The sequence below is a fragment of the Pseudomonas sp. UBA3149 genome, assembly GCF_002364655.1.
Taxonomy (GTDB): Bacteria; Pseudomonadota; Gammaproteobacteria; order Pseudomonadales; family Pseudomonadaceae; genus Chryseomonas; species Chryseomonas luteola.
The window spans coordinates 505,613-531,863 of sequence record NZ_DEYV01000010.1; the positions used below are offsets into that span (position 1 = coordinate 505,613).

The 26,251-nt window shown below is 57.7% G+C and carries 22 protein-coding genes; 5 read left to right on the forward strand and 17 right to left on the reverse strand.

Annotation, left to right across the window (positions count from 1 at the left end; translation table 11 throughout):
• Window positions 1–158: 158 nt before the first annotated feature.
• From cobA to B3729_RS08425, 5 genes are all read right to left on the reverse strand, one after another.
• Window positions 159–917 (reverse strand): uroporphyrinogen-III C-methyltransferase, encoded by a 759-nt coding sequence (gene cobA, locus B3729_RS08405; protein WP_286787594.1) that lies wholly within the window; start codon window positions 915–917, stop codon window positions 159–161.
• Window positions 918–1,210: 293 nt separating this feature from the next.
• Window positions 1,211–3,946, reverse strand: coding sequence for a nitrate reductase (locus B3729_RS08410; RefSeq protein ID WP_286787595.1), 2,736 nt, complete (start codon window positions 3,944–3,946; stop codon window positions 1,211–1,213).
• Between the two features lie 51 nt (window positions 3,947–3,997).
• Window positions 3,998–4,351, reverse strand: a complete 354-nt coding sequence (nirD, locus tag B3729_RS08415; RefSeq protein ID WP_010794994.1) for a nitrite reductase small subunit NirD — start codon at window positions 4,349–4,351, stop codon at window positions 3,998–4,000.
• Window positions 4,352–4,446: 95 nt separating this feature from the next.
• A complete protein-coding gene (nirB, locus tag B3729_RS08420; protein WP_286787596.1) occupies window positions 4,447–6,888 on the reverse strand; it encodes a nitrite reductase large subunit NirB in 2,442 nt (813 codons plus the stop codon).
• Window positions 6,889–7,171: 283 nt separating this feature from the next.
• Window positions 7,172–7,672, reverse strand: coding sequence for a thioesterase family protein (locus B3729_RS08425; RefSeq protein WP_286787597.1), 501 nt, complete (start codon window positions 7,670–7,672; stop codon window positions 7,172–7,174).
• Window positions 7,673–7,879: 207 nt separating this feature from the next.
• Here B3729_RS08425 and B3729_RS08430 point away from each other — a divergent pair, with 207 nt between their 5' ends.
• On the forward strand, window positions 7,880–9,565 hold the full coding sequence (locus B3729_RS08430) for a phosphoethanolamine transferase (RefSeq protein WP_286787598.1): 1,686 nt from the start codon (window positions 7,880–7,882) through the stop codon (window positions 9,563–9,565).
• Window positions 9,566–9,606: 41 nt separating this feature from the next.
• Here the strand turns inward: B3729_RS08430 and B3729_RS08435 are convergent, their stop codons facing one another.
• The 4 genes from B3729_RS08435 to B3729_RS08450 all read right to left on the reverse strand — a co-directional run bounded on the left by B3729_RS08435 (window position 9,607) and on the right by B3729_RS08450 (window position 13,913).
• On the reverse strand, window positions 9,607–11,277 hold the full coding sequence (locus B3729_RS08435) for a bifunctional protein-serine/threonine kinase/phosphatase (RefSeq protein WP_286787599.1): 1,671 nt from the start codon (window positions 11,275–11,277) through the stop codon (window positions 9,607–9,609).
• Between the two features lie 64 nt (window positions 11,278–11,341).
• Window positions 11,342–12,553, reverse strand: coding sequence for a nitrate/nitrite transporter (locus tag B3729_RS08440; RefSeq protein ID WP_010794989.1), 1,212 nt, complete (start codon window positions 12,551–12,553; stop codon window positions 11,342–11,344).
• A 376-nt stretch (window positions 12,554–12,929) separates the two neighbouring features.
• A complete protein-coding gene (locus tag B3729_RS08445) occupies window positions 12,930–13,706 on the reverse strand; it encodes a hypothetical protein (RefSeq protein WP_125889245.1) in 777 nt (258 codons plus the stop codon).
• Window positions 13,707–13,913, reverse strand: coding sequence for a hypothetical protein (locus B3729_RS08450; protein WP_010794987.1), 207 nt, complete (start codon window positions 13,911–13,913; stop codon window positions 13,707–13,709).
• Window positions 13,914–14,120: 207 nt separating this feature from the next.
• Between B3729_RS08450 and B3729_RS08455 the strand changes: the two genes are divergently transcribed.
• Window positions 14,121–15,833 (forward strand): diguanylate cyclase, encoded by a 1,713-nt coding sequence (locus B3729_RS08455; protein ID WP_286787600.1) that lies wholly within the window; start codon window positions 14,121–14,123, stop codon window positions 15,831–15,833.
• A 6-nt stretch (window positions 15,834–15,839) separates the two neighbouring features.
• Here the strand turns inward: B3729_RS08455 and B3729_RS08460 are convergent, their stop codons facing one another.
• From B3729_RS08460 to B3729_RS08470, 3 genes are all read right to left on the reverse strand, one after another.
• The gene (locus B3729_RS08460; protein WP_010794985.1) at window positions 15,840–16,415 is read right to left on the reverse strand and encodes an ANTAR domain-containing response regulator; all 576 of its coding nucleotides are present in this window, start codon (window positions 16,413–16,415) and stop codon (window positions 15,840–15,842) included.
• Window positions 16,416–16,434: 19 nt separating this feature from the next.
• Entirely contained in the window at window positions 16,435–17,640 is a 1,206-nt protein-coding gene (locus tag B3729_RS08465; RefSeq protein ID WP_286787601.1) for a CmpA/NrtA family ABC transporter substrate-binding protein, read from the reverse strand.
• Window positions 17,641–17,803: 163 nt separating this feature from the next.
• Entirely contained in the window at window positions 17,804–20,281 is a 2,478-nt protein-coding gene (locus B3729_RS08470; RefSeq protein WP_286787602.1) for a penicillin acylase family protein, read from the reverse strand.
• Window positions 20,282–20,564: 283 nt separating this feature from the next.
• On the opposite strand from B3729_RS08470, the gene B3729_RS08475 reads away from it, so the two are divergent.
• The gene (locus B3729_RS08475; RefSeq protein ID WP_286787603.1) at window positions 20,565–22,178 is read left to right on the forward strand and encodes an APC family permease; all 1,614 of its coding nucleotides are present in this window, start codon (window positions 20,565–20,567) and stop codon (window positions 22,176–22,178) included.
• Window positions 22,179–22,227: 49 nt separating this feature from the next.
• On the opposite strand, the gene B3729_RS08480 is transcribed toward B3729_RS08475, so the two are convergent.
• The 3 genes from B3729_RS08480 to B3729_RS08490 form a co-directional block, all read right to left on the reverse strand.
• A complete protein-coding gene (locus B3729_RS08480; RefSeq protein ID WP_074823778.1) occupies window positions 22,228–22,875 on the reverse strand; it encodes a glutathione binding-like protein in 648 nt (215 codons plus the stop codon).
• Window positions 22,876–22,985: 110 nt separating this feature from the next.
• Window positions 22,986–23,183 carry an SEC-C metal-binding domain-containing protein gene (locus B3729_RS08485; protein ID WP_010794980.1) on the reverse strand — a complete coding sequence of 66 codons (198 nt, stop codon included), beginning with the start codon at window positions 23,181–23,183 and terminating at the stop codon, window positions 22,986–22,988.
• Window positions 23,184–23,186: 3 nt separating this feature from the next.
• The gene (locus B3729_RS08490) at window positions 23,187–23,681 is read right to left on the reverse strand and encodes an LEA type 2 family protein (protein WP_010794979.1); all 495 of its coding nucleotides are present in this window, start codon (window positions 23,679–23,681) and stop codon (window positions 23,187–23,189) included.
• Between the two features lie 257 nt (window positions 23,682–23,938).
• Here B3729_RS08490 and B3729_RS08495 point away from each other — a divergent pair, with 257 nt between their 5' ends.
• Complete coding sequence (locus B3729_RS08495; protein ID WP_286787604.1) at window positions 23,939–24,478, forward strand: hypothetical protein; 540 nt, start codon at window positions 23,939–23,941, stop codon at window positions 24,476–24,478.
• Between the two features lie 8 nt (window positions 24,479–24,486).
• On the opposite strand, the gene B3729_RS08500 is transcribed toward B3729_RS08495, so the two are convergent.
• Together B3729_RS08500 and B3729_RS08505 are read right to left on the reverse strand one after the other, a co-directional pair.
• Complete coding sequence (locus tag B3729_RS08500; RefSeq protein WP_286787605.1) at window positions 24,487–24,960, reverse strand: YchJ family protein; 474 nt, start codon at window positions 24,958–24,960, stop codon at window positions 24,487–24,489.
• Window positions 24,961–24,962: 2 nt separating this feature from the next.
• The gene (locus B3729_RS08505; RefSeq protein ID WP_010794976.1) at window positions 24,963–25,460 is read right to left on the reverse strand and encodes a DUF6231 family protein; all 498 of its coding nucleotides are present in this window, start codon (window positions 25,458–25,460) and stop codon (window positions 24,963–24,965) included.
• A 143-nt stretch (window positions 25,461–25,603) separates the two neighbouring features.
• Here B3729_RS08505 and B3729_RS08510 point away from each other — a divergent pair, with 143 nt between their 5' ends.
• The gene (locus B3729_RS08510; protein WP_286787606.1) at window positions 25,604–26,245 is read left to right on the forward strand and encodes an OmpA family protein; all 642 of its coding nucleotides are present in this window, start codon (window positions 25,604–25,606) and stop codon (window positions 26,243–26,245) included.
• Window positions 26,246–26,251: the final 6 nt, after the last annotated feature.

Sequence of the window (26,251 nt, forward strand, 5' to 3'; positions counted from 1 at the left end):
GGGGCAGGGCCTGGGACTGAGGTGAAGTCCTTGTCGTGTTATCGACGGCAGGCTGGCAAAGTTGATAGTAGCATTATGCTACGAATATAGTCTTTGAGCACATAAAGTGACTTGAAGGGAAATACTTGCCTGCCCAATAACGAACAGGCGCTCTCTGGTCACCCGGTAAGTGTCTTCTGAACAGGCTCAAGCGGCAGGCGAAGCGATTCGGCAGCAGACGCGACCTCGCCAATCACAAGTATGGCTGGGCTCTTGAGCTGAAAGAGGGCTGCGTCGGCTAACAGGGTTCCCAATGTGCTTCGGCATTCCCGCTGTTCCGGCAGGGAGGCGTTTTCGATCATGGCGACCGGGGTAGAGGCAGCCATCTGGCCTGCCAGGAGCCCCTGCTGAACATCGTTCAGTCGCGAAACGCCCATATAGATGACAAGGGTCGTGCCACTTCGGGCCAAGGCGTCCCAATTCAATGAGCTATCGTCCTGGGTATGGGCTGTGACCAGCGTAACGCCTCGGGCAATGCCGCGGTGAGTCAGTGAAATGCCGCAGTTCGTCGCGCCTGCAAGACCGGCAGTGATGCCGTTGACGATTTCGCTTTGAATGCCATGGTTCGCCAGCCATTCGGCTTCTTCACCGCCTCGGCCAAAAATGCATGGATCGCCGCCTTTGAGGCGCGCCACGACCTTACCCTGGCGTGCATAACGCAGCATGAGGCGATGAATGAACGCTTGAGGCGTTGAGCGGCAGCCGCCCCGTTTGCCTACCTTGATGATGTGTGCATGCGGGCAGTGCTCCAGCACGGCAGGATTGACCAGGTCGTCAATCAGGACTACCTGTGCCTCGCCCAATGCGCGAACGGCCTTGAGGGTCAAGAGTTCTGGGTCACCTGGACCTGCACCGATCAGCCAGACTTTTGCATTCATGAACATACCCTCGTGTTCTATTCAATCAGGACAAACAAAAAAGGCGCACCCGCTGTAACCAGCAGGGACGCCTTTGTCCGGTTCTGTTCGGGCCTTGAAGGCCTCTTCAGAAAATGCCGCACTCGCCGTTGAGCGCCGCATCCTATGTCAGACAAATCAGTGCAGTGATTATGCCAAGTATTGAAAGTGGGTGTGTAGAGCACTTTTCATCATGATCATGAGTGTCCATTACCTTGTTCTTGCACAGGTTTAGGTACTAGCGCACCTAAACGGTGCGCCTTATTGCCGACGTTTCAGGTATGGACAGGTGTACGTGCCAGCAAGCGCTTGATCTCCGGAACACAGGAGCCGCACTGCGTACCACAGCCCAGCGACTCCTTCAGCCCGTTCAAGTCAAGTCCTTCAGCGATACCGCCGCGAATGGCGGCTTCGCTGACATTCATGCAGTTGCAAAGCGTTTTGCAACTAACCCCGGTCGGGCTGCCAGGGGGCGTGCTGAGGGGCGCCAACAACCAACGGCGCAGGTCCTGATCTGCTCGACCTTCTTCCCACAGGCTCTTGAGCCAGCGCCGTGCTGCTGTTTCACCTGTCAGGCAGAGCGCGGTAATACGGCCCGCCTCGATACGAACCCGCTTACCCACCTGGCGGCGCGCATCGTCATAGGCCATGACCGGTCCGTCCAGCAGGTTAAGGCCATCATAGATCTGTGCAAGCAGGGCCTTGTCGGGTGACTCTCCATGTGCAGCGCGAATAAGCAGGGCCGGACGGTCGCGGCCAGTCAGGGTAAGACTGGCATGGCTAAAGGTTTCAAACAGTGGGCGCAGGGTTTCGAAGCGCATTTGTACATGGCCTTCTACCAGTGCATACAGCTCCCAGGGGAGTTCTACCCTTTCCGCTTCAATGCCGGCATGTTTGAGCTCCGGTTGCTTGGAGAGCGGATCGAATTCCGAGAGGGTGAGGGCATTGATACCGAGCCCTTTGAGAAAGCGATCCCCCCAGTGCATGGGCAGGAACGCTTGACCCGGTCTGATGTTCTCGTCCGCCTCGACACGGACCAGAAGACTGCCGCGACGGCTTTTAACACGGGTCAGTTGGCCGCTCATCAGCCGACGGCGGCGCATATCGTCCGGGTGCAGGGAGAGAAGCGGCTCCTCCACATGGCTGAATAACCGCGCCGCCGTGCCGGTACGGCTCATGCCATGCCATTGGTCGCGCAGGCGGCCAGTATTGAGGGTCAGCGAATAGCGGGCATCACGCTTCTCTTTCGGTGCGGCGTACTCGTCGGCAACAAAGCGTGCCCGCCCCGACATTGTGGGAAACACACCGTTTTCATACAGGCGGGGCGTGCCCTGGCTGGCGCCGGTGGGAAACGGCCATTGTTGGGGCCCTTGGGCATCGATCAGCGAATAGCTGATACCGGAAAGATCCAGGTCACGTCCTGCCGTCAGGTGCTTGTATTCCTCAAAGAGCGCTTCAGGTGTCGGGAAGGCGAATCGGCTGCTTTGCTCAGGGTACAGGCGGCTTTCCAGCCGGCGGGCAAAGTCAAGGGTGATGGCCCAGTCCGGGCGTGCTTCACCCGGTGCGGAGATGGCGCGGCGCACATGGCTGATGCGTCGCTCGGAGTTGGTTACCGTTCCTTCCTTCTCGCCCCAACTGGCCGCGGGAAGCAGCAAGTCGGCATAGCGACAGGTTTCGGTCGTGAAAAAGGCTTCCTGAACCACTACGAACGGACAGCAGGCCAGGGCTTCATGAATTTTGGCCTGATCTGGTACGGACTGAGCCGGATTGGTACAGGCAATCCAGAGTGCCTTGATTTTGCCGCTGTGCACCGCATCGAACAGTTCGATAGCCGAAAGGCCGGGCGTTTCGGGTAGCGCATCGATACCCCAGTAAGCCGCGACCTCGCTACGGTGACCAGGATCGGCTACCTCACGATGACCAGGAAGCAGGTTCGACAGGCTGCCGGTCTCACGTCCTCCCATGGCGTTGGGCTGGCCGGTCAGTGAGAAGGGACCGGCACCGGGTTTGCCGATCTGGCCTGTTGCCAGGTGCAGATTGATCAAGGCTGAGTTCTTGGCCACGCCTGCAGTGGACTGATTCAGCCCCATGCACCAGAGCGACAGAAACGCGGGCGATTCGCCAATCCATCGGGCGCAGGTCGTCAATGCCTCTACGGTAATGCCGCACAGCTCTGCCACCATGCTGGGGTTATAGTCTCGCACCAGCGCTTTCAGGGCATCAAACCCCTCGGTATGGGTATCGATATAGCGACGGTCGGTCCAACCCTCCCGGAGCAGCAGGTGCAAGATGCCGTGGAAGAGCGCAACATCGGTGCCCGGCTGAATGGCCAGGTGCAGGTCGGCCAACTCACAGGTGTCGGTACGGCGCGGATCGACCACAATGATTTTCATGTCGGGTTGCTGGGCCTTTGCTTCTTCCAGGCGTCTGAACAGGACCGGATGGGCATAGGCCATGTTGCTGCCTGCAATCAGCAGGGTCTGTGCGTGTTCGATATCCTCATAAGAGCAGGGTGGCGCATCGGCTCCCAGGCTGCGCTTGTAACCGACCACCGCGGACGACATGCATAGCCGGGAGTTGCTGTCGATGTTGTTGGTACCGATCAGGGCACGGGCCAGTTTGTTGAAGGCATAGTAGTCCTCGGTCAGCAGCTGGCCGGAAATATAGAAGGCCACGCTGTCCGGGCCATGCTCGCGGAGGGTGTCGGCAAAGACGGTGGCAGCGTGGTCAAGCGCGCTGTTCCAATCGGTCCGGCTGCGTGCCAGCGTCTTGCCCAGGCGTAGTTCGGGGTAGAGCGCACGTGCATCCAGATCGCCGGTCAGGTGCAGCGTAGCGCCTTTGCTACAGAGCCTCCCGTAATTGGCTGGATGAGCCGGATCGCCCGTCACATTCAGGATGCGAGTACCGTCATGTTCGATCAGCACGCCACACCCTACGCCGCAATAACAGCAGGTTGAAGCAGTGATCTGAGTAGCAGCGCCATCACGCGGCTCGTGAGGATGGATGGTCATGGGGTGCTCCATTCTGTTCACGCGGGCCCGGCGGCGAGCCAGGTCAAACGATTAGGCGGCAGTCGTGCTGGCAATGATGTGAGCGCTGCGGCGCGTCTTCTCCAGAGCGAGATAGACGCGTCCGTCTTCTACTCTGACCGGATAACGGTGGGCGCACCCTACATCCGGGGCCAGGGCTTCACCGGAGTCGAGAGCAATCTGCCAGTTGTGCAATGGGCAGGCCACGGTCTTGCCAAAGACGATGCCCTGAGACAGCGGGCCGTGCTTGTGCGGGCAACGATCATCCAGGGCAAAGACATCGTCAGAAGACGTGCGGAAGAGAGCAATGTCGCCTTTGGGACCTTCGATGACCCGGGCGCCCAGTTGAGGGATATCGGTCAATGCGCAGATGTTCAGCCAGTTCATGAGGTAATCCTGTTCAAGTCGCGTAAAAGGGATACGCGATGGGCCGCTCCGCAGGAGGGTGGTGAGCGAAGCGATACCCATCGATCAAGAGACGTCTATAGCGCCGCCACCGGAATCCGTTCGAATTCCTTCTTGAGCGCCGTCTGTTCGATGCGCGCCTTCCAGGGGTCCTGTTCCAGCGACAGGGCGAACATCAGCTGCTGATAGAGGCCTTTGCGCCGCTCGGCATCGTCCAGAATGGCAGTCTTGATGTGCTCAAGGCCCACGCGCTGCATGTAGTGCACGGTCCGTTCGAGGTAGAAGGCCTCCTGGCGGTACAGCTCGATAAAGGCCAGGCTGTACTCCATGACCTCTTCAGCCGTTTTCACCTTGGTAAAGAATTCGCCAGCTTCGGTCTTGATGCCCCCATTACCACCGATATACAACTCCCAACCGGAGTCCACACCAATGATGCCCACGTCCTTAATACCGGATTCGGCGCAGTTGCGCGGGCACCCGGAGACGGCCAGCTTGACCTTGTGCGGTGACCACATGCCGAACAGGGCATGTTCCAGATCAATTCCCATCTGGGTCGAGTTCTGGGTGCCAAAGCGGCAGAGCTCGCTGCCCACGCAAGTCTTCACGGTGCGGATGGATTTGCCATAGGCATGGCCGCACGGCATGTCCAGATCCTTCCAGACCCCGGGCAAATCCTGCTTCTTGATACCCAGCAGGTCGATGCGCTGGCCTCCGGTGACTTTCACCATGGGCACCTTGTATTTGTCGGCCACGTCCGCGATACGACGCAGTTCCGCTGCGCTGGTTACGCCGCCCCACATACGGGGAATAACCGAATAGGTGCCGTCTTTCTGAATGTTGGCGTGTGCGCGTTCGTTGATGAAGCGGGACTGCGGATCGTCCTTGGCTTCGCTCGGCCACGTGGAGATCAGGTAGTAATTGAGTGCCGGGCGGCAGGTGGCGCAGCCATTAGGCGTTTTCCAGCCCAGGACCGTCATGGCTTCGGGAATGGTCGTCAGGTGCTGCTCACGGATGGCCTGACGAACGAAGCCATGGGTATGGTCAGTGCAGTTACATACCGGTTTTTCGCTCTTGGGCTTTACATCGGCCGCACCGCCCACCGTATTGATCAGGATCTGTTCCACCAGACCGGTGCAGGAGCCGCAGGAGCTGGCCGCCTTGGTGTGCTTTTTCACCTCATCCACGGAGAGCAGGTTGTTTTCAGTGATGGCCTTGACGATAGTGCCCTTGCAGACGCCGTTGCATCCGCAGACCTCCATTTCGTCGCTCATCAGCATGGCCTTGTCCTGCCCCTGATGGCCAGCATCGCCTATGGCATGCTCGCCAAACATGAGCAGGTCACGGATTTCGCTAACGTTGTGATTCTCACGAATCTGGCGGAAGTACCAGCCGCCATCTGCCGTATCGCCGTACAGGCACGCGCCGACGAGAATGTCGTCTCTTATCACCAGTTTCTTGTAGATACCGCCAATAGGATCGGAGAGGGTGATCTCCTCACAGCCTTCACCGCCTATGAAGTCCCCGGCAGAAAACAGGTCGATGCCCGTGACCTTGAGTTTGGTAGACGTCACCGAGCCGTGATATTCGGCGGTGCCCTGAAGGGCCAGATGATTGGCACACACCTTGGCCTGTTCGAACAAGGGGGCTACCAGGCCATAGGCAATGCCTCGGTGCGCTGCGCATTCTCCTACGGCGAAGATGTCTGGATCTGAGGTGCGCATCGTATCGTCGACGGTCAGGCCGCGGTTACAGGTCAATCCGGCCGATTCGGCCAGCGTATAGTTGGGACGAATGCCGGCAGCCATCACGACCAGATCAGCAAGTATTTGATCACCATCGGCGAAACGAACGGCGCAGACACGACCGTTGCCGTCATCGAGCAGCTCGGCGGTCTGCTTGGGCAGCAGAAAGTTGAGGCCACGGCTTTCCAAGGCGGTCTGCAAAAGGTTGCCAGCCGTCTTGTCCAGCTGGCGCTCCATCAACCAGTCACCGATATGAACGACGGTGACGTCCATGCCGCGTAGCTTGAGGCCGTTGGCCGCTTCCAGACCCAGGAGGCCACCGCCGATAACCACTGCGTGGCGATGCGTGGCTGCCGTATCGATCATGGCTTGGGTGTCGGCAATGTCACGATAACCAATCACACCCTCCAGATCCTTGCCCGGAATGGGCAGAATGAAGGGGTTGGAGCCGGTGGCAATGATGAGTCGATCATACTCTGCCACGGTGCCGTCTTCGGCTATGACGCGGCGGTTCTGGCGATCGATTTCCGTAACCCTGCGATTGAGATGCAGCTCGATAGCGTGCTCGGCGTACCAGTTGAGGTCGTTCAGGACGATCTCCTTAAAGGTCTGCTCGCCAGCCAGAACGGGGGATAGCAGGATGCGGTTGTAGTTCGGGTGTGGTTCTGCGCCAAAGACTGTTACGTCATACAGGTCAGGGGCGAGTTTGAACAGTTCTTCCAGGGTGCGTACCCCAGCCATGCCATTGCCGATCAGTACCAGCTTGAGCTTTTTCATCAGGCGTCTCCGCAAGCTGCCCACCGGGCGTGCTTGAAATCGAGGCAACAAAAAAGGCGTCCCGCACATGAATGCGAGGACGCCTTTGTCCGGTCCCGTTATCGGCCTGCATAGGCCTGTCGGGGGAGCGCTGCCGTTCGCCGTTGAAGGCTGCGCTTGATGTCTGCCTAGAGACTAAGCAGGGGACGTGCCAAGAATGTAACTGCCTGACCTGGCTCTATTTTTTGTCAGGAGATCCTGACTATTCTGAGCTTTTTTGCACCACTTTGAAGCGCATTGCACATTATCCGTGCGAACTTTCCTTGATAGGCGTGACGTTCTGCGTGCTGGCCGCTGGCCGATCACTGACCCAATTAACCTTGGGGAAAATACGGTGGAAAGGCTTGGGCATAGGCTCGATATGCTTTTCGCGATAGTTGTAAAAGACAAAACCGCACTTGGCGAGCGCAATGGTGGTGTCGGTATCCGGCCGAGTAATGCGGAAGATGATATCGCCCCCGTATTTATTGAAGTCCATGACCCCAATGTCAAATTGCAGCTTGTCCCTTGCAAAGGCTTCAGCCAGATAAACGGTCGCAAGATCCGTCACCATGGTACCAATGCCATCCTCGGCACCATCCCGGATACCGTAGTAAAACATGAAGCGTGTACGAGCTTCTGAAATCATGGAAATCATCGACTCGTTACTCAAGTGGCCACCGGCATTGATGTCGGTACTGCGGACCGTTTGATGGGTAGTAAAATAAAACTGGTCGCTTGGAAGATTGAGTTCGATGCGGGCCATGAGGAGCTCCCTATGATCTTCTTATTGAGGGTTATGCTTGGAGCTTAGCAAGCATGCCGTCTGGAATCACGGTTCCTTCTCTCTTTTACACCCTTGAGGGGCAGTTTGAGAAGCAATTAAGTGAAACGTTTTTACAAGGCTTTCTTCACGAAACGTTGACGAGCCCCTCACCACACTTTTGTCATCTTATTTCAAGAGTTGTACGAGATGCTGAAGTTGAGACCGGTTCGTCCCGAGTGGCTCACGCTGATCGTGAGTGCGGCTTTCCTGATTTTTTACAACGTCCCACTGTGGACTCACCTGTTCGACGTGGTGACACCTCTCGATATGAAAGGTGTGCTCACCTTGGGCGCAGTGGCTGTTCTTTTCCTGGCAGCCTTCAATCTGATCCTGACCTTGTTCGCCTTTCGCTGGATCTTCAAGCCTCTACTGAGCGTACTCTTTCTGAGCGCAGCAGGGGTTGCCTATTTCATGAACCAGTACGGTGTCATGATCGATACGGAGATGCTCCGTAACATGCTGGAGACCGACACGGCCGAAGTGGGGGATCTGCTGTCATTCAAGCTGGCTGCCTATCTGCTCCTGCTCGGCGCGCTGCCGGTCTGGCTGCTCTGGAGGACACCGGTTCAGTATCGTCGGTGGCCGCGCGAGCTGTTGAGCAAATCCATTGCCAGCGGTGTAACCGCCGTGGTTATGGTCGGCGTAGCCATGCTCAATTATCAAAGCCTGTCTTCCCTGTTTCGTAATCACCACGAGATTCATATGCAGCTGACGCCCAGCAATTCTGTGGGTGCCTTGATCAGCTATGTTCATGACGCGACGGCCAAACCCAAGGGTCCGCTGCGCGAGATCGGTACGGATGCTGTACGCCTGGCGCCCGTCAGCGCCGGTGCGCACAAGACATTGACTGTTCTGGTCGTTGGGGAAAGCGCACGTGCCGACAACTTTGGCCTGGATGGCTATGGCCGCGATACAACGCCCGAGCTGCGCCAGGAGGAGGGCGTGATCAGCTTTACCGACATGCATTCCTGCGGCACCGAGACGGCAGTATCCGTACCCTGCATGTTCTCCAATCTGACCCGCGCGCATTACAGTGACAGTGTGGCCAAAAGTCAGGAGAACCTGCTTGATGTGCTTAAGCGGGCTGGATATGACGTGATCTGGCGCGACAATCAGGCCGGCTGCAAGGAAACCTGTAACCGTGTGGCCTTCGAAAGCCTGACAAAGGCTCAGGACCCGGCATTCTGCAGCGATGGCGAGTGTCATGATGAAATCCTGCTCAAGGATATACAGGGCATCATCGATCACATGCAGCGCGACACCGTGCTGGTGCTCCACCAGATGGGCAGCCACGGCCCGGCCTATTTCAAACGCTACCCGGCGGCCTTCGAGTACTTTACCCCGGTATGCAAGAACAACGAGCTGAGCCAGTGCTCACGGGAAAGTATCGTGAATGGATATGACAACACCATTCGCTACACTGATCATGTCCTGGCGAGCCTGATCAATACCCTGCGTAACAACCAGGACAAGGTGAGTACCGCCATGTTCTACCTGTCCGATCATGGTGAGTCATTGGGTGAGTACAATGTATTTCTTCATGGCATGCCGTACGCCGTAGCGCCGGATCAACAGAAGCATATCGCCAGCGTAGCGTGGTTTTCTCAGCCGTATCAGCAGTCGATGGGTGTGAATAGCCAGTGTGTAGCGGTCCACCGGAATGACTCGCTCAGCCAGGACAACCTGTTCCATTCCATGTTGGGTCTCCTGCGTGTCCATACCCAGGTCTATAACCCGGGGCTGGATTTGTTTGCCAGCTGCCGTCAGCTCTCAGGGGCAACCGTGGCCAGTACGAGCCCGTCAACGCAACCGCCCGCGAACAAGCTCAACTGAAACAGGCGAGCTGGCCTTAGCGGGCTGGCTCGTCAGATCGATCAATGGCGATACAACCAGAGCAGCACAACGGCGAGATTGATCAATAACGAAACGCAGGCCACTGTACGCCAGAATTTCAATGGCTCGCGCTCCAGCAATGCCTTGGGCGGTAATGCAGGTTGCCGCTCGCCTTGCTCTAAAAGTAATAAGGCTTCCTCTGCCGTCTCGAAACGCTGGGCTGGATCGACCGCTACACCGCGCATTAACCAGTCATTCAGCCAGAGCGGTACGTCGTGCCGATAGTGCAGCACACGTTCCGGCTGTTGAAAACGCGGTCGCTGGAAGGCCTCTATTTCTCCGTAGGGATAATGGCCTGTTAGCAGGTAATAGAGCGTAACGCCTACTGCAAAGAGATCCTGCTGCGGCCCTGGTGCGGCACCTTCGAACGTTTCGGGCGCCAGATAGCTGGGCGTACCCGGCACCGCGCCCTCGCATTCATGGGAAAGGCCAGGGCAATAGGCAAGGCCAAAGTCCAGTAGCCTGAGTTCGCCATCATCGCCCCGGTGCAGATTCTCGGGTTTGATATCCCGGTGCAGAATATTGCGCCGATGCAGCTGACCCAGAGCGCGCAAGAGGCGGGTTGCGGTATCCAGCCACTCGCCAAGCGGAAATGGACCGGTCTGTTTGAATTGGACAGCCAGCGTGCGGCCCGGGTATTCACGCTGTACGTAATACAGGTGCTGACGTTGAGGCAGTGGATGCAGTTCGACAAAAGCCCTTCCGGCGACGCGGCGCAGAAACCACTCCTCCATCAGGAGCGCCTGCATGGCCTGGGTATCACCTTGCTGACCTGGGGAGAGAGTCTTGAGCAGCCAGGGCCGCCCGGCGCCGTCACGCACGCGATACAGCCAGGACTGCTGAGAGATCGCCAAGCGCTGTTCGACCTGCCAGCCCTCGAACATCTGGCCCTCTTTGAGTCGTGGTGGAACAGGCCAGCCCGCTACCTCGGCGAGGGCATCCGCCAAGGGTTTGTCAGGCAGGGCGTCAACACGTACCAGTAATGCACTGGCATTGTCCTGACTGCCCGCCAGATGGGCTGCCTGGATCAAGGCATGGGCCGCTGACATGGGGTTGGCTTCATCCAACAATATACGTCGTATAGCCGCATCACCCAGGCAGGCCCAGACCCCATCACTGACCAGCAGGAAACAATCACCGATTTGCAGATCACCCTCATGAAAGTCCACGATCAGATGAGCTTCCAGCCCCAGAGCACGTGTCAGAACATGTTGCATGCCGGGCTGTTGCCAGACGTGGTCTTCTGTCAGACAGGAGAGTGTCTGGCCTCTAAGGTGATAGGCTCGACAATCGCCTACATGGGCAAGGGTATAACGATGTCCTCTGAGCACAAGGACCGTCAGCGTCGTCAGTAACGGCTGGCCTTGGGCCCCGGCTTGTAGCCAGCGGTTCTGTGCCAGGAGCAGACGATCCAGTGACTGTGCAATAGGCCAGGTTTCGGGCGTTGAGTAATAATCCATCGCCAACGCCTGTACAGTTGAGCGAGCAGCCAGTTTGCCGTCGACGCAGTGGCTTACTCCATCGGCCAGGGCAAACAGATGCCCCTTGCTAAGTGCCAGAGCGGGAGCCGGCGTGACGCTACGCAGGGCGTCCTGGTTTTCAGGTCGTGGACCGGTGGCCGTGGCTTCACCGATGCTCAAGGTAAGGGGCATGGATTCGGTCAGGAAGTAGAGAGGTTTAGAAGCGAAATGCCCGTCGTTTGACGGGCGCTTCGAGTTAAACGCGTGCGGCAGACACGGCCGCCGATCCCCAGGTGGTTCTCCAACGCCGCTTCACACTCAGCAGACCAAACCAGGCCAGTACGCCCAGGCAGGCGAATAGCCAGAGGCCCAGCTGATAATCACCGGTGGATTGCTTGATGGCACCAAGGCCCGCCGTCAGAACAAAGCCTCCAATACCACCTGCCATACCAATCAAGCCAGTCATGACGCCGATCTCCTTGCGAAAGCGCTGCGGCACCAGCTGGAAAACCGAGCCATTGCCTGCGCCCAGGCTCAGCATGGCGACTACGAACAGCCCCAGGGCGGCCGTTGCACTGGGCAGATGGAAGCCTACTGCGGCAATACAGACAGCTGCCACGGTATACATGCCCAACAGGCAGCGGATACCGCCGATCCGATCAGCCAGCGCGCCACCCAGCGGGCGCATCAGGCTACCGCCAAAGACGCAGGCAGCGGTGTAATAGCCGGCAACGACGGGCTCCAGGCCATATTGGTCATGAAAGTAACCCGGCAGGGTACTGGCAAGGCCGAGAAAACCACCAAAGGTCACGCTATAGAAAAACATGAACCACCAGCTGTCCTGGTCACCCAGGGCCTTGGCATAGTCGGCTAGTTTCTTCGGCGCAGGCCGCTGCGGTGCATTGCGTGCAAACAATACGAAGAAGACGAGCGTAGCGACCAACGGAATCAACGCCCAGCCAAAGACGTTGGTCCAGCCGAACAGTTTTGCAAGACCAGGAGCGAACAGCGCCGCGAAGACCGTTCCCGAGTTGCCGGCACCTGCAATGCCCATGGCCTTGCCCTGATGCTGCGGCGGATACCATTGCGAGGCCAGTGGCAGGGCGACGGCAAAGGAAGCGCCGGCAAAACCCAGAAAGAGTCCCAGCAGCAGAGCCTGCTCGTAACTGTCGATACCCATCTGCCACGCCACGAATAGCGCCGCGATAACGGCGATCTGGCCAATAATGCCAGCGGTCTTGGGCGAGAGCGTGTCAGCCACAAAGCCGAGGATCAGACGCAGCACGGCGCCTGCCAGAATGGGCGTGGCGACCATCATGCTGCGTTGCTGAGTCGTCAGTTGCAGGTCGGCCGCGATCTGCACGGCTAGCGGGCCAAGCACGTACCAGACCATGAAACTCAGATCGAAATATAGAAACGCGGCGAACAGGGTCGGCGCATGGCCGGCTTTCCAGAAACTCGTGTTCATTCGTGCACCTCGTAATCAACGATGTACCCGCCACGCGGCAGGGCCTCAGTTCGAACATCACAAGGCGAACGCGCCTGACGTGCGTTGTGAAATGCCAGGCATTCAGCACAACCGCGGAGCGTCCACCCGCCCCGGGCATTGGGGCAGAAACGACAAAGGCGCCACGTTGCCCTCTGCCGGAGCAGGAGCAACGCGACGCCTTTGTCGTAGGTGGGTAACCGCCGTTGGCTACCGTTACGGATGGATTAGCAAACGCCACGCCAAGTCAGCAAAGCGCTCTGGCCTGCGGTTTTACCGTCAGACCATCCGCCCGTTTGAATCATTACAGCGCATCGTGGATAGACATGCCCGGATATGGGGCACAGGCATCGTCTTGTTAAGACGTTACATGGTCCGGCTTTTTACTGCGGACAAAGCGCTCGTAGGCATCAAAGTCGAACTTGGTCGCAGACAGAATTTGGCTCTGCTTCAGCGTGAGGTAAATATCCTTGTCCGCATCGGCATAGTGGGTCGTGAACGTTACCCAGAGTTTGTCCTTGTCCCGATAGCCGCTCATGATCGGCTTGATGCAGACCTCCTGATCGGCACCTTCCGTTTCGCTGGGTTCACCCAGGGTCGTGATCTTGCCTACGTAGACCTTGCGCTCCTCCAGAGAGAGCATCAGGGTTTCACGGTTGATCGTGGCATTGAATAGCAGGTCATCCAACGGACTGTCCTTAAGAATGCCGGCCATGAGAAACATCGCATAGTTCTCTTCCTTCAACCCATGCCGCCGCTTGATGTAAGCCTTGGCCAGAAATGCCCAGGGCCTTGGGATCATGAGTGCGGTCACGGTGAGGATAAGAATCCAGGAGAGCTGGGCGGCCTGGCTCGCCTCCTCAATGGCATGGGTCTGCAGGATCAGGCTCGCCAGGCCGGAAAAGTAATCGAGCGAAAAGGTACGGCCTGCAACCGTCCAGTCATGCTGGGCCACGAGCAGAAACAGCATGAGGTTGAGGGTCAGCGAAAGAAGCGCGCAAAACAGACCCAGCCGGGCGCTCTGCAAATAGAGGTACTGTCCCTCGTAGCGATGCAGGCGATAGTAGAAAAGCGGGTGCTTGTGACAGACGAGAAACCCGCTAACCAGGATAGGCAGAAGAAGGAGAAGAAACATTTAGCCGTTGATAAGGCGCTTGGCTCGGTCGAGATCCTGCTTGAACTCCGGCGAGTCGAACACTTCTTCAGGATCAATCCGAATGGTACCGCGGCCTACGACCCGAAGAGACTTGTACGAGTTGTTGATCGTTTGCGCCAATTTCCGCTCTTCTTCCGAAGGCGCTCTGAACAGACCGATCAAGTGTTTGAGCATGATGATGTCCATACGGGGTTTCCGGGCTTATAGCCTAGATAGGGGCCGCCTTCAAGAGAGATCGAACAAACCTGTCGCCTGCCGGAAAAAACAGGCAGACTTACCGGTATGACCGTTGTTCTGCCTTTTTGCTCGATTGCTTCCTGCAAACACTGCTTATGGATTGATCAGCAGCGGCTAGACTTCTAATCCGATAGATGCATCTCCTGGAAACAAGCAATGACCAAGACTGCTTCGCAGTTGCGTAGCCGATTCAGCCTAATCATCGCCATGCTGGTTCTCAATGTGATTGTGCCTCTTAGCAGCACCAGCTGGATTCGCAGCGGCCTGGATAACTACGAAGCAGCTGAAATGCGCCTCCAACAGCTGCAGCGCTTATTTTCAGCAATCAAGGATGGTGAAACCGGCCAGCGTGGGTTCATCATTACAGGCCGTGAAGATTATCTGACGCCTCTGTTTCAAGGATATGCCGAGGTCGACCATCTTGTGATTCCCTTGCGGCAAGCAATGGATGCGAAGCAGTACCCTGAGTTTGCTGCCCTTCAGGATATGATCGGTCAGCAGCGAGCCTATTGGAATGGCACTATTCAGCTGCGCCGTGAGCGGGGGCTGTCCGAGGCAGTAGCACGGGTCAGCACGGGGGAGGGAAAACGGCTCATGGATACCATTCGACAGGAAGTCGCCACGATTGAAAATCGTATGTCGCAAGAGAGCCTATTGCTGTCCCGGCAGGTGGAATGGCGTCGTCAGATCATCCGTATTGCGCTCCTGCTTATTGCCATGCTCGATCTGGTCCTCGTTGCGATTCTTTATAAGTTCACGTTCCGCGTACTAAATGAGACCAAGACAAGCGAAAAACGCCTGCTTGAACTCTCAGAGCAATTAAGCGACGGCATGCAACAGCTCGAACTGCGCAACCGTGAAACGGAGCTCATGAGCCGTATGGCCAGCGCTTTGCATTCAACTACGGACTTTGCCGAGTGCTACGACATCATCACCCGGTTCGCCAGCCAGCTGTTCGGATCCGCCCCAGGGTGTATTCATCTGTATCACCCCTCGCGGGATGTCCTGGAACTCGCAGGAGCCTGGAATGGCTGGGTTGAGCAGAAGACCATGTTCGAGCCTCACCAGTGTTGGTCGGTGCGTCGTGGGCAGACCCATGATGTCCAGGACGTAACCAAGGATCTGGTCTGTCCCCATCTGGTCAATGTCGTCCAGGCGCAAGGCGGCTACATCTGTGTGCCACTGATGGCGCAGGGTGAGCCTATCGGTGTGTTGACGCTGTGCGAGCATCCCACCTCAGGACTCAAGCTGGCCGAAGCCTTTGCCGAGCAGGTATCCCTGGGCGTGGCGAACCTGGCCCTGCGTGACAGCCTGCGTCATCAGTCCATCGTGGATGCGCTGACCGGACTGCACAACCGCCGTTTCCTCGATGAGACTCTGAGCCGCGAACTGCTGCGTGCCAGTCGCAACCAGACGACAACGGCTGTCGTGCTGTTCGACGTGGATCACTTCAAACGGTTTAACGATACTCACGGCCATGAGGCTGGCGATGCGGTCTTAAGGCATTTGGCCGTGGAGGTTAAACGCCTGGTCAGGGCCAGTGATCTGGCCTGCCGCTTTGGTGGAGAGGAGTTTGCCCTGGTATTGCCCGAGTGCACCCAGGCAGGCGCCCTGGCGCGTTGCGAGGCGCTACGTGAGGCGGTCAGTCACATGCAACTGGTCTATGGCGGTGCACCTCTGGGCCCGGTCACCATTTCGCTGGGTATTGCCATGTATCCACAGAGCGGCCAGAAAGCCGAGGAACTGCTGCAGGCCGCTGACAAGGCGCTCTACGAAGCCAAGCGGCAGGGCCGCAACCGGGTCTGCTTGAGTCAGACGGTCACTGCGCTGCCAACCTCGCCAGCGCACTCCGTGCAACAACGTCAATGAGGGGCTTTACATGCCGAGCAGCTCGTTCATGGAGATGATCTGCTCGGCGACCTGAACGAGCTTCTGCTGTTTACTCATGGCCTGGCGGCGCATCAGGGTGTAAGCCTGCTCCTCATTGCAGTCCCGCATTTTCATCAACATGCCTTTCGCCAGCTCGATTCGCTTGCGCTCGGCTAGTTGCTGTTCCCGTGCCTGCAGCTGGGCGCGCAGAGCCTGATCGGTTTCGAAGCGTGCCATGGCCACGTCGAGGATCGGTTGCAACCGTTGGGCATGAATGCCTTCCACGATATAGGCGCTCACACCTGACTGAATGGCCTGGCGCATGACATCTGGATCGTGCTCGTCGGTAAACATGACGATTGGCCGAGGGCGGTCTCGCGTCACCAGGCATACCTGATCCATAACGTCACGGCTGGGCGACTGGGTGTCGAACAGGATGACATCGGGGCGGATCGCTTCGATTCGGGCGGGCAGGTCTATGGTCAGGCCGGACTCTTCGATTACGTCAAAGCCGGCTTCCAGCAGGGCGGCCTTCAGGCGGCCTACCTTCTTCGGAGTGTCGTCGATAAGCAGAATGCGCATGGTGCTTGTCGCCTCGAAGTCAAGTCAGTGGATTAAGCATGGCGTCAGCCAGGGCATGCAGGTTAAAGCTGCGGGCGTAGCCTGCCGGATCCTGTCCATCCCATACCCGGCCGTCAATGAGCGTAGCGCTGCGCAGGGGCTGATCAGGAACCTCCACGCCTACACGCGCTGCCGCCTCGCCGTAAAGCGAGAGCTGCTGTACCTGACGGGCTACTCCCACGTAGTCAGGATCATTGCGCAAAAGACCCCAGCGGCGGAATTGAGTCATGAACCACATGCCATCTGATAGATAGGGCATATTGACTGCACCCTTATGAAAGAAGCGCAGGGGATACTCATCCTGCCAGCGCTGCCCCAGTCCATTTGTGTACTGACCTAACATGCGCGGCTCGATGGCGCTTACCGGTGCATTGACATAAGCGGCGCCGCTGATCAGTTGTGCAGTGCTGCGACGATTCTCGAGGCTTTCCTCGATGAACCGGCTGGCATCGAGCAGGGCACAGATCAAGGCGCGGGCCGTGTTGGGGTTCTGCTCGGCAAACGCACGGGTACAGGCCAACACCTTTTCTGGATGATCCGGCCAGATGGATTGCGTTGTAGCCAGGGTCACGCCCAGGCCTTGCTCAATGGCCGAGGCGCCCCAGGGCTCGCCTACACAATACCCATCGATTCGGCCGGCGCGTAAATGCTCCACCATCATCGGTGGAGGCACCACGGCGGTGCTCACATCTTCCAGCGGATGGATGCCTTTGGCGGCCAGCCAGTAGTACAGCCAGAGCGCATGAGTCCCGGTGGGCAGGGTATGCGCCAGCACAAGCGGAGCCTGCGAAGACTGCCGGATACGGTGTGCCAGTGCTTCAGCTGTAGTGACACCTTCGGTCGCGAGCGAGGCTGAGAGATTGATGCTTTGCCCATTCTGGGCCAAGCCCATCAGGACAGCCATGTCGGTGGGTGACGAACTGCCCAGCCCCAATTGCAGGCCATAGATCATGCTGTACAAGCTGTGCGCCGCATCCAGCTCGCCATTGAGTAGACGATCCCTCAGGGCTGACCAGGACGGCTGACGATGCAGGTGCAGGGTCAATCCGTAGGGTTGAGCAAATCCTTGAGTGGCTGCCACGATCAGCGAGGCAGCGTCGGTCAGGGGCATGAAGCCCAGATTTACAATGCTCCGTTCTGGTGCATCCGAGCCTGATACCCAGGCGAGGGCGTTAATCGTCGTCATAGCAAGCCTTGGCAAAACCTAAATAAAAAAGCGCCGTTAAGGCCGATAACAAGGGTTATCGGCGCAGAACGACGCCATTGTCGAATATACGGTCAGCAAATGCCGACGTTGGCACTTGCTTCTGAAGAGACATGAAGCAAGTGATATGCCAGGGCCGGCTCGCTTACTGGGCAGGCGTTAGCGTCAGACGACGCGTGCCATAAACACGGTCCAGATTGTGCGGCTGGAAGGGAAAGCTGGAATACTGACCTTTCAGCCAGGGCTCGATGCCCTTGCCGTAGTAGGGGCTGGCCGGATTATCCGACTGCCCCTTGCCATCAATGGCCATAAACGGTTCCGGCTGACCAAAATCCACGACCATGCGCAAGCTGTTGGCACTGTGTACCCCAAAGCCGTTGCCCCAGCCATAGGCCGAGCGATCCAGCGTCGAGAAGTCACCGCCTGCTGGATATGCCCGGCGAGCGGGATAGCGTGTATTGGTACCTGGCCGGGCAGCCGCCTGTTCGGTTTCGCCCTGCCAGTCATACGTGTGCAGACGCCCCCATTGCCAGCTGTTTCGGTCATTACCCATGGCCTGCTCGCATTCGGCAATGGCTGAGGCAAGCGCCTGGGCAAGAATGGCCGGCTTGTCGTGTCCGGCTGTCGTCTGGGTATCATTCCAGAAAGGACTATCGTCCCGGGTCAGAAGATGATCGATTTGAGCTGAGTAAGAGAGCGGGGCGATCCGGTTTAGGGCCTGCATCGCCGGGCTGTTGTTTCCTCCCAGTTCATCGGCAAAAGTCAGTCGAGCGGTAGCCTGCAGAAATGCTTCATAGACGGCCGCATCGGCTGACGTGGCCAATAGGCGCCCATCGAGCGTGCCGATTCGGCGCAAGGCCTCGCTGGCATGTGCGCGTTGCTCAGCCGGTAGGGCCTCGATGGCCGATTTGAGGGGCTGAGCCATGCCCGGTGCGCTCAGCATGGCCTGGACCTTGGCGACCAACGGTGAGGTCTGGTCTGCCTGCATGGCCATCAGGTTGCGAGCTTCCAGCCGTGTCTGCGAGCCTGCAAGCTGAGCGATACGTTCGGCCCGCTCGGGAGCCTGCCATGAGCTCGACAGCTGCATGCCATACCCCAGCGGCACCGTACGGTTGCCAGCATTGCCAAGCCACCCTTGGGAAGGGTCCTGGTCATAAGGATGCAACATCGGGTCGGCAAAACCATCCCATTCATAACGATCGGTCCACCCGGGTGAGGGCAGCAGCCCGCGTCCTTCTCGGCGGTTGGGGTACAGGCCGGTCACCTGCCACGCAACATGTTCGGCGTCGGCAAAGACTATATTCAGCGCAAGCGCTCGGATGTCTCGAGTTATCTCGAACGCGCGGTCAACATCCTTGGCCCGGCTCAGGTCGAATACTGCATCCATGGATTTGTCCGTATCGAGCGTAGCCCTGCACAAGGCCAGACCATAACCGCTTTGCTGGCCGACTTGATGATTGATCAGCGGGCCATGCCGGGTTTCGAAGACAGTCTCTCGTACCGGCCGCTGGCCTTTGATGAAAAAGGTCTCGGAACGGGCCGCTGCAGGTGTCCATTTTCCATTGACCTCGTAGTTCAAGCCGCTGCCCTGGGTGCGTACACGTTCAAGATATAGATCCTGAGTGTCGCCCATGGCTGGAGAAAACGACCAGGCCAGCTTGCCGTTGTAGCCGGAAAGAATGAACGGCGTTCCCGCCAGGGACAATCCTGCCGCCTGATAACGGGGCGCACGAACCTGTACGTAGCTCCAGGCCGATGACAGGGCTAGCGATTGGCTGAGGTCACCTGCCAACAAGCTCTTGCCGCTGCGACTGCGCTGCGGAGCAATGGCCCAGCTGCTTCCGGCGGGAACCGTCAATCCGTTTACCTGGGCGAGGCGTGTTGAGGCTGCGTTCAACGCCTCCAGCCCTGGGATTTGTCCCGCCAAGGACAAACCCTTGAGTTTGGCAGCTTCGTCGACGGGAATCGGCTCATCGGGATAGCTGGGCAGCAACCAGGCCAAGGTATCGGCGCTGACCTTCTGTGCCAACGCCAGACTGGCCAGTTCCTCGTTCAGATTGACGGACAGACTGAAATCGAGCAGAGCAAAGAGCAGGGCGGAGTCCTCAGGCTTCCAATATTCAGGCTGATAACCGATGGCGGCCAGATCTGCTGGAAGCTTGTTCTGGTAACGGAACAGGTAGGCGTTAACGCCGCGAGCGTAGACCTCTAGGAACTTCTTCAGGCGTGGCGATGCATTCTTGTAGGCAGTTTCTGCCGTTTTCCTAAGATTGACCGCACGCATAAGGCGATCGGTGTCCAATGCGTCCGGCCCTGCCATTTCTGCCAGCCGTCCTTGCGCCAGCAGGCGCAAGGTAATCATTTGGCTCAGTCGATCCGATGCGTGGACATAACCCAGCGTGAACAGCGCATCGTGAAAGGTCGATGTTTCGATCAGGGGCACGCCCAGTTCGCTTCGCCGAATCGACGCGTTTTCTGCAAGTCCCTTGATGGGCTGAACGCCCGAGCTGGGTGGAAGGCTATCCGTGTCACGTTGATCAAACGTTGTCTGGCAGCCCGCAAGCCCCAGTACTGAAACAAGACCAAGGCGACCCAGATGGCGCCGGTAAGCAGGAAAATCCATGAACGGATAGTCTCCAGAGGAGCAGGGTTTCAAAAGCGCGCTACGTTAGTGAGGCGTTGTTATCCAGGCAAGCACTGTCCAGTCCATTCCGCCAGCGGGTGTGATTTTTCTGACCAGTGAAGCGGATCACACTTGTTTAAAAACGACATTTAATCCTTATCACGACAGAAACATTCTGACATGATTTGTCGCTTCGCCAATTGGACGGGCGACTTTTGGCCCGTTGTTGCTCTGTTCATCGGCCTTGAGTCCGTCTTTTAAGGCGCTGACCAAGGAGTACACGATGTCGAATGAGCGCGCGATCCGTCGCGATTTAGGGCCTCTAGCTTTAATGTTTACTGGGCTGGGGTCGATCATCGGATCCGGCTGGTTGTTTGGTGCCTGGCATGCTGCCCAGCTGGCAGGCCCTGGGGCTATCTATGCGTGGTTATTAGGTGCAGTGATCATTCTTTTCATCGCGCTGACCTATGCCGAGCTGGGTGCCATGTTTCCAGAGTCGGGCGGCATGGTGCGCTATGGGCACTACTCGCACGGCTCTCTGGTAGGGTTCATTGGCGGATGGGCCAACTGGATCGCGATTGTATCGGTCATCCCGGTCGAGGCAGAGGCTTCTGTTCAGTATATGGCGTCCTGGCCCTGGCAATGGGCGCAGGACCTTTACAGTGTCAGCAGCGGTCATGGCGAGTTGAGTACAACCGGTCTGATACTGGCCGCGCTCCTGGTAGTCGTGTACTTCCTGCTCAACTTCTGGGGCGTCAAGCTCTATGCCCGCAGTAACAGCGCAATCACGATATTCAAGTTAGTGGTACCGGCACTGACCGCCATAGCGCTCATGCTGTCAGGTTTTCACAGTGAGAATTTTACCGTTGGCATCACCGGCGAAGACCACTCCATCAGTATTTCGGCCGTTCTGACAGCAGTAGCCATCAGCGGCATTGTGTTCAGTTTCAATGGTTTCCAGAGTCCGGTAAACCTTGCAGGCGAGGCGCATAATCCCGGCCGTAGCGTACCCTTTGGGGTAATCGGTTCGATCATTATCGCCACGGTGATCTACCTGCTGCTCCAGGTCGCTTTTCTAGGCGCCGTTCCTCCTGAGCATCTGCACGAGGGATGGGCAGGTCTTGAATATAGCTCACCTTTTGCCCAACTGGCGCTGGCCTTGAACCTGAACTGGCTAGCCTTTCTGCTCTATGCGGACGCCTTTGTCAGCCCGAGCGGAACAGGCGCTACTTATACCGCCACCACTGCGCGGATGATCTATGGTATCCAGCGCAACGGCAGCCTGCCGGCCATGTTCGGGCATGTACATCCCAAGTTCGGGATTCCCCGCCCGGCCATGTGGCTGAACCTTGCGGTGTCCTTCATCTTCCTGTTTTTCTTCCGGGGCTGGGGCACACTGGCGGCAGTTATTTCTGTTGCCACGATCATTTCCTACCTGACCGGGCCGGTAAGTGTCATGGCATTGCGGCGGACGGCGCCTGAGCTCTATCGCCCCTTGCGAATCCGAGGGCTGTCTGTTTTAGCCGCACTGGCGTTTATTTTCGCCACTGAGCTTCTCTACTGGGCCAAGTGGCCTCGGACAGGTGAAATCATGCTGCTGATCGTGGCGGCGTTGCCCATATACATCTACTACCAGGCCAAGCAGGGGTGGAAGGGTTTCAGCCGTCATTTCTTCGGCTCGCTGTGGCTGCTGTGTTTCCTGCCGGTGTTGGCAGCGGTCTCCTGGGCGGGAAGCGACCGTTTCGGTGGCCAGGGTTATCTGCCATACGGAGAGGATCTGGCGGTAGTGGCGGTGATTGGTCTGGTGTTTTTCCTGTGGGGTGTGTCGGCTGGCTGGCGCACGCCAGCGGTTGAAAAGGCGCGCTTCCACGATGATGACGGTCAGCCGCTGACGTGATCATGACAGGCGTCGGTCGCTATAGCGCTGCCGACGCCTGCTCCGGTAGTCAGCTTGCCGCTGGCGGGTTTACCTTATTGACGAGATCGTAGGCGCGAACAGTGGCAGTTCGCATGCTGATCGTTTCAAACCACCGCTTGATGTTTGGATAATCTTCTAATTTTTGCTGTTGCCATTCGTACGGCACGATCCACGGGTAAATGGCCATGTCGGCAATGGTGTATTCCCCACCGGCTACAAAGTCCCGATCTTCCAGGCGCTTGTTCAGTACGCTGTAAAGACGCGCGGTCTCGCTCACGTACCGATCAATCGCATAAGGAATCTTCTCTTTGGCGAAACGCCCGAAATGGTGGTTCTGACCCGCCATAGGGCCCAGACCGCCCATTTGCCAGAATAGCCACTGCATGACCTCCTGACGTCCGCGGATATTCAGCGGGATGAACTTGCCGGTTTTTTCCGCCAGATAGAGCAGGATGGCGCCAGACTCGAACAGCGTCACGGGGCTGCCATTATCTGCCGGGTTCTGATCGACAATGGCAGGAATCTTGTTGTTGGGCGAAATCTTCAGAAAATCTGGCGCAAACTGTTCATCCTTCATGATGTTGATGGGATGAATGCGGTAGGGCAGTTCGGCTTCCTCAAGAAACAGCGTTACTTTGTGGCCGTTAGGGGTAGTCCAGTAATAAAGATCGATCATCAAGGCTCTCCGGGGCAAAGGGTACTGCCAAAGGAGTGACCGGGCTGGACGCTTACAGTTCGAAAGGAACGATGAACGAGAGCGGCCCACATCAGTGGGCCGTCATTTATTCATGAAGCGCCGTGGCACTTCTTGTACTTTTTCTCGCTTCCGCACGGGCAGGGATCGTTGCGACCGATCTCTTTGAGTGGGTTTCGAACAGGGGTAGCTGGACCATGATTGCAATGCGGCCCATGAACATGGTGATGATGGCCGTGATCGTGGTCATGATTGCAGTCAGGGCCGTGGACGTGGGGTTGCTGGTTCATTGATTACTCCGGTAAAAAATTGTTCGGGACGATCTCGCCGCTGCGCGATATATAGACGCTGCGGCCAAACATCAAGCCGGTCTTCACTTCGCCAACGAGACGATAATGAACGGGCTTGTCGGTCCGTTTGATCAGTTTGACGATGTCTTTGACGTACCGCCACATATTGGTCTGCACGGGGAGGGTAAACTCCGTGCTGCCAGAGGCTGGGATCGTGAAGTTACGCCCCGTTTCGCCTTCGGCAAGGGGAACATCTTCCAGGTAGATCGCATACGTCATGCCACGAATGGGCAGATCGATATCGTTGGGGTTGTCCACCTTGAAGTGCAACAGGAATTCCTGTCCCCATAATTTGGCTTTGAGCAGGTCTACCTGGGTCAGCTGTATTTCAGGGTCTTCATAATCCCTGGAGAACCACGTACAGCCACTGATTCCAAACAGGATCAGGATGCCTAGCGAGAGACCTAGGACTCTCCTGTTGAATGCCCGAAAAAACATGTGACGACTCCATAACGAAGGGCAGCGGTTACAGCGCGTCGGCGCATTGAAAAATAGCTCGGTCCGATTGTTGCACAGGCGTGCCTGGCATAAGCTGGACCTTACCCAAACGCGAGCCATGCTCATTTTATTCTGAAGTCGGCAAGTGCCTGGGCCATTATGTTGTACTTATACAGGTTGAAAAACGGGCTAGCCGCTCCTCAGGCGGTAAGCAATCTACAGAACTTATAGCCCTCAAGCTAGACAGGATGATGAACATGAGCCTTTTCGAGATCGCCTTTTCCGGTGAGGTAGTGCCAGGTGCTGACGAAGCGCAAGTACGTGCCAACCTGGCTCGGTTGTTCCAGGCGGACGAGAAGCGTATCGCTCAGCTGTTTTCCGGGCGCCGCGTCATTATCAAGAATAGACTGGATGCAGCCGCTGCTGAAAAATATCGGGCTGCGCTGACCCATGCCGGTGCTAGGGTTGAAGTCGTGTCAATGGTAATTGCGGAAGAGATCGACCTTGCCCCAGCTCCAGTCGCCACCGAGAAGCCGGAATCGGGCGCATCGCCTGTAGCACGTCGCGTATCCGTCGCGCCGCGCGATGAGGTCATGGCGGCGTTCGTCAATGTCGATGCTCCGGACTTTGGCTTGGCACCGGTTGGAGCGGATCTGCAGGACCAGAAGGCCGAGGTCGCTCCGCCCCAGGTTGATCTGGGTAAGCTCACGCTGGCACCGGTAGGAAGCGACATGGGCGAGGAAAGGCCACAGACAGCCGTCCAGGTGCCCGATACGTCTCATCTCAAACTGGTGTAGCGGCTCTACTATGGCAGGAAAGGGCCGCAACATTTCTTGAGTTTGGTCGTGCTACCACATGGGCAAGGGTCGTTGCGGCCTGCCGTCATGGCCACGGTCGGATCCAGGAAATACCAGCGCCCCTGCTGTTGAACAAACGCCGAGCGCTCACGGTGTGCATGGTCCCCCTGTGCATCGTGCCAGCGGGCCACAAAGATAACCCAGGCGTGTTCAGGCACGCCTCCCAGAGGCTCATGGCTTTCAACCTCAAGCCCAAGCCAGGTGCTCTGGGCGCTCCAGGCGCTTATGGCTGCCCTGTCCAGTCCTGCCTGTTGTGCAGGCAAGGTCGTCTTGATCAGGTAGTCGATCAACCCCAGCACATAGGCGCTGTAACGCGAGCGCATCAGCGCCTCCGCTGTAGGGGCTGGGGCACCTGAATGATAGCGGCCGCAGCAGTTGTCGAGTAGCTCGTCGCTGCCGCATGGGCAAGGAGCAGATGCCATCGTTACCACCAATATTTTCCAAAGAGTTCAGGATGGGCCCAGAAGCGGGCGTTCAGCCAGTCCGGTACCTGCTTGTAATCATGCAGATCATACGTGAACAACGTCAGGGTTTGCTGATCACGCTGAAAGCGCTCGCTCTGTTGCATGGCCAGAGCATAGAAGTCCCTGGGCTGCCATTGGCTGGCGGCCAGATCGACTAGGACAGCCAGCCGACTGGCGTTGAGGTTGCGGATTCCGCCCAGTAGTTGCTGACCTTCACGTACTGACAGGTGTTCCAGACAGTCAGCCAGGATAGCCAGGTCATAGCGTTGGTGGGATACCGGTTCCTGTAATGATCCGGCAGGGGACTGCGTCAACTCGCAGTCAGGGTGAGCTGCCTTGAAAGCCTGCACGGCGGGTATCTCGCTGGCACTGACCATAAGCAGGCGAGTAGGGGTGTAGTGATCCAATAGCGCGGCCAAGGCCTGTTGCGGAGTACGTGACGATAATGTCGCGGTCATGTGGAACCTCGGCGGTTGTTGTGGAGACTAATCAAGCGGCACTGTCAAGATCAGGCCTGTACCGCCAGTCTGACGGAGCGGAGAAATCGATGTCCAATCCCTTTTTCGAGGTCGCTTTTTCTAGTCCTTAATAGGAGACAACAATGACGATTATAAGGACCGCTTTACCCCTCATCCTGGTGGGCAGTGTTTTAACAGGTTGCGCTGGTATAAAGAAAACGGACTGGCCTGCGTGTGCCGCCATTGGTGGTGCCACGGGTGCGGCCGTCGGAGCCATTGAAAGCAGTAGCTATGCTGGGTGGGGCGGGCTGGTTGCCGGCGCCACGGCGGGGGCTTACTGCTATGTTCATGGGCAGGGCGAAGAGCAGGTAGCTGCTGTCGAACCGGTAGCGCCTGCGCCGGCTCCCACGCCTGCACCCGAGCCGCTTCCTCGCCAAGAGACCATTGTTGTACGTGATCTGCACTTTGCCTTCGATTCGGCCGAAATCAGCCCGGCGGACCGTGCGCAGCTCGATACCGTAGCCTCCCGGTTAAGAAACGAAGCGTCCACGACACGGCTGACCATTAACGGACATACTGACAGCAAGGGTACTGAAAAGTACAACCAGCGCCTGTCTGAGCGTCGTGCAGCAGCCGTGCGTAATTACCTGGTTCAGTCGGGCGTTCCGGCGGCCAGTATCGTCTCTGTCCAAGGGCTTGGGGAAAGCCAGCCCGTAGCTACCAACGAAACGGCAGAAGGTCGTGCTACCAACCGGCGCGTAGAAATTCTGGTCGAGCGTCAGTGATTTCTT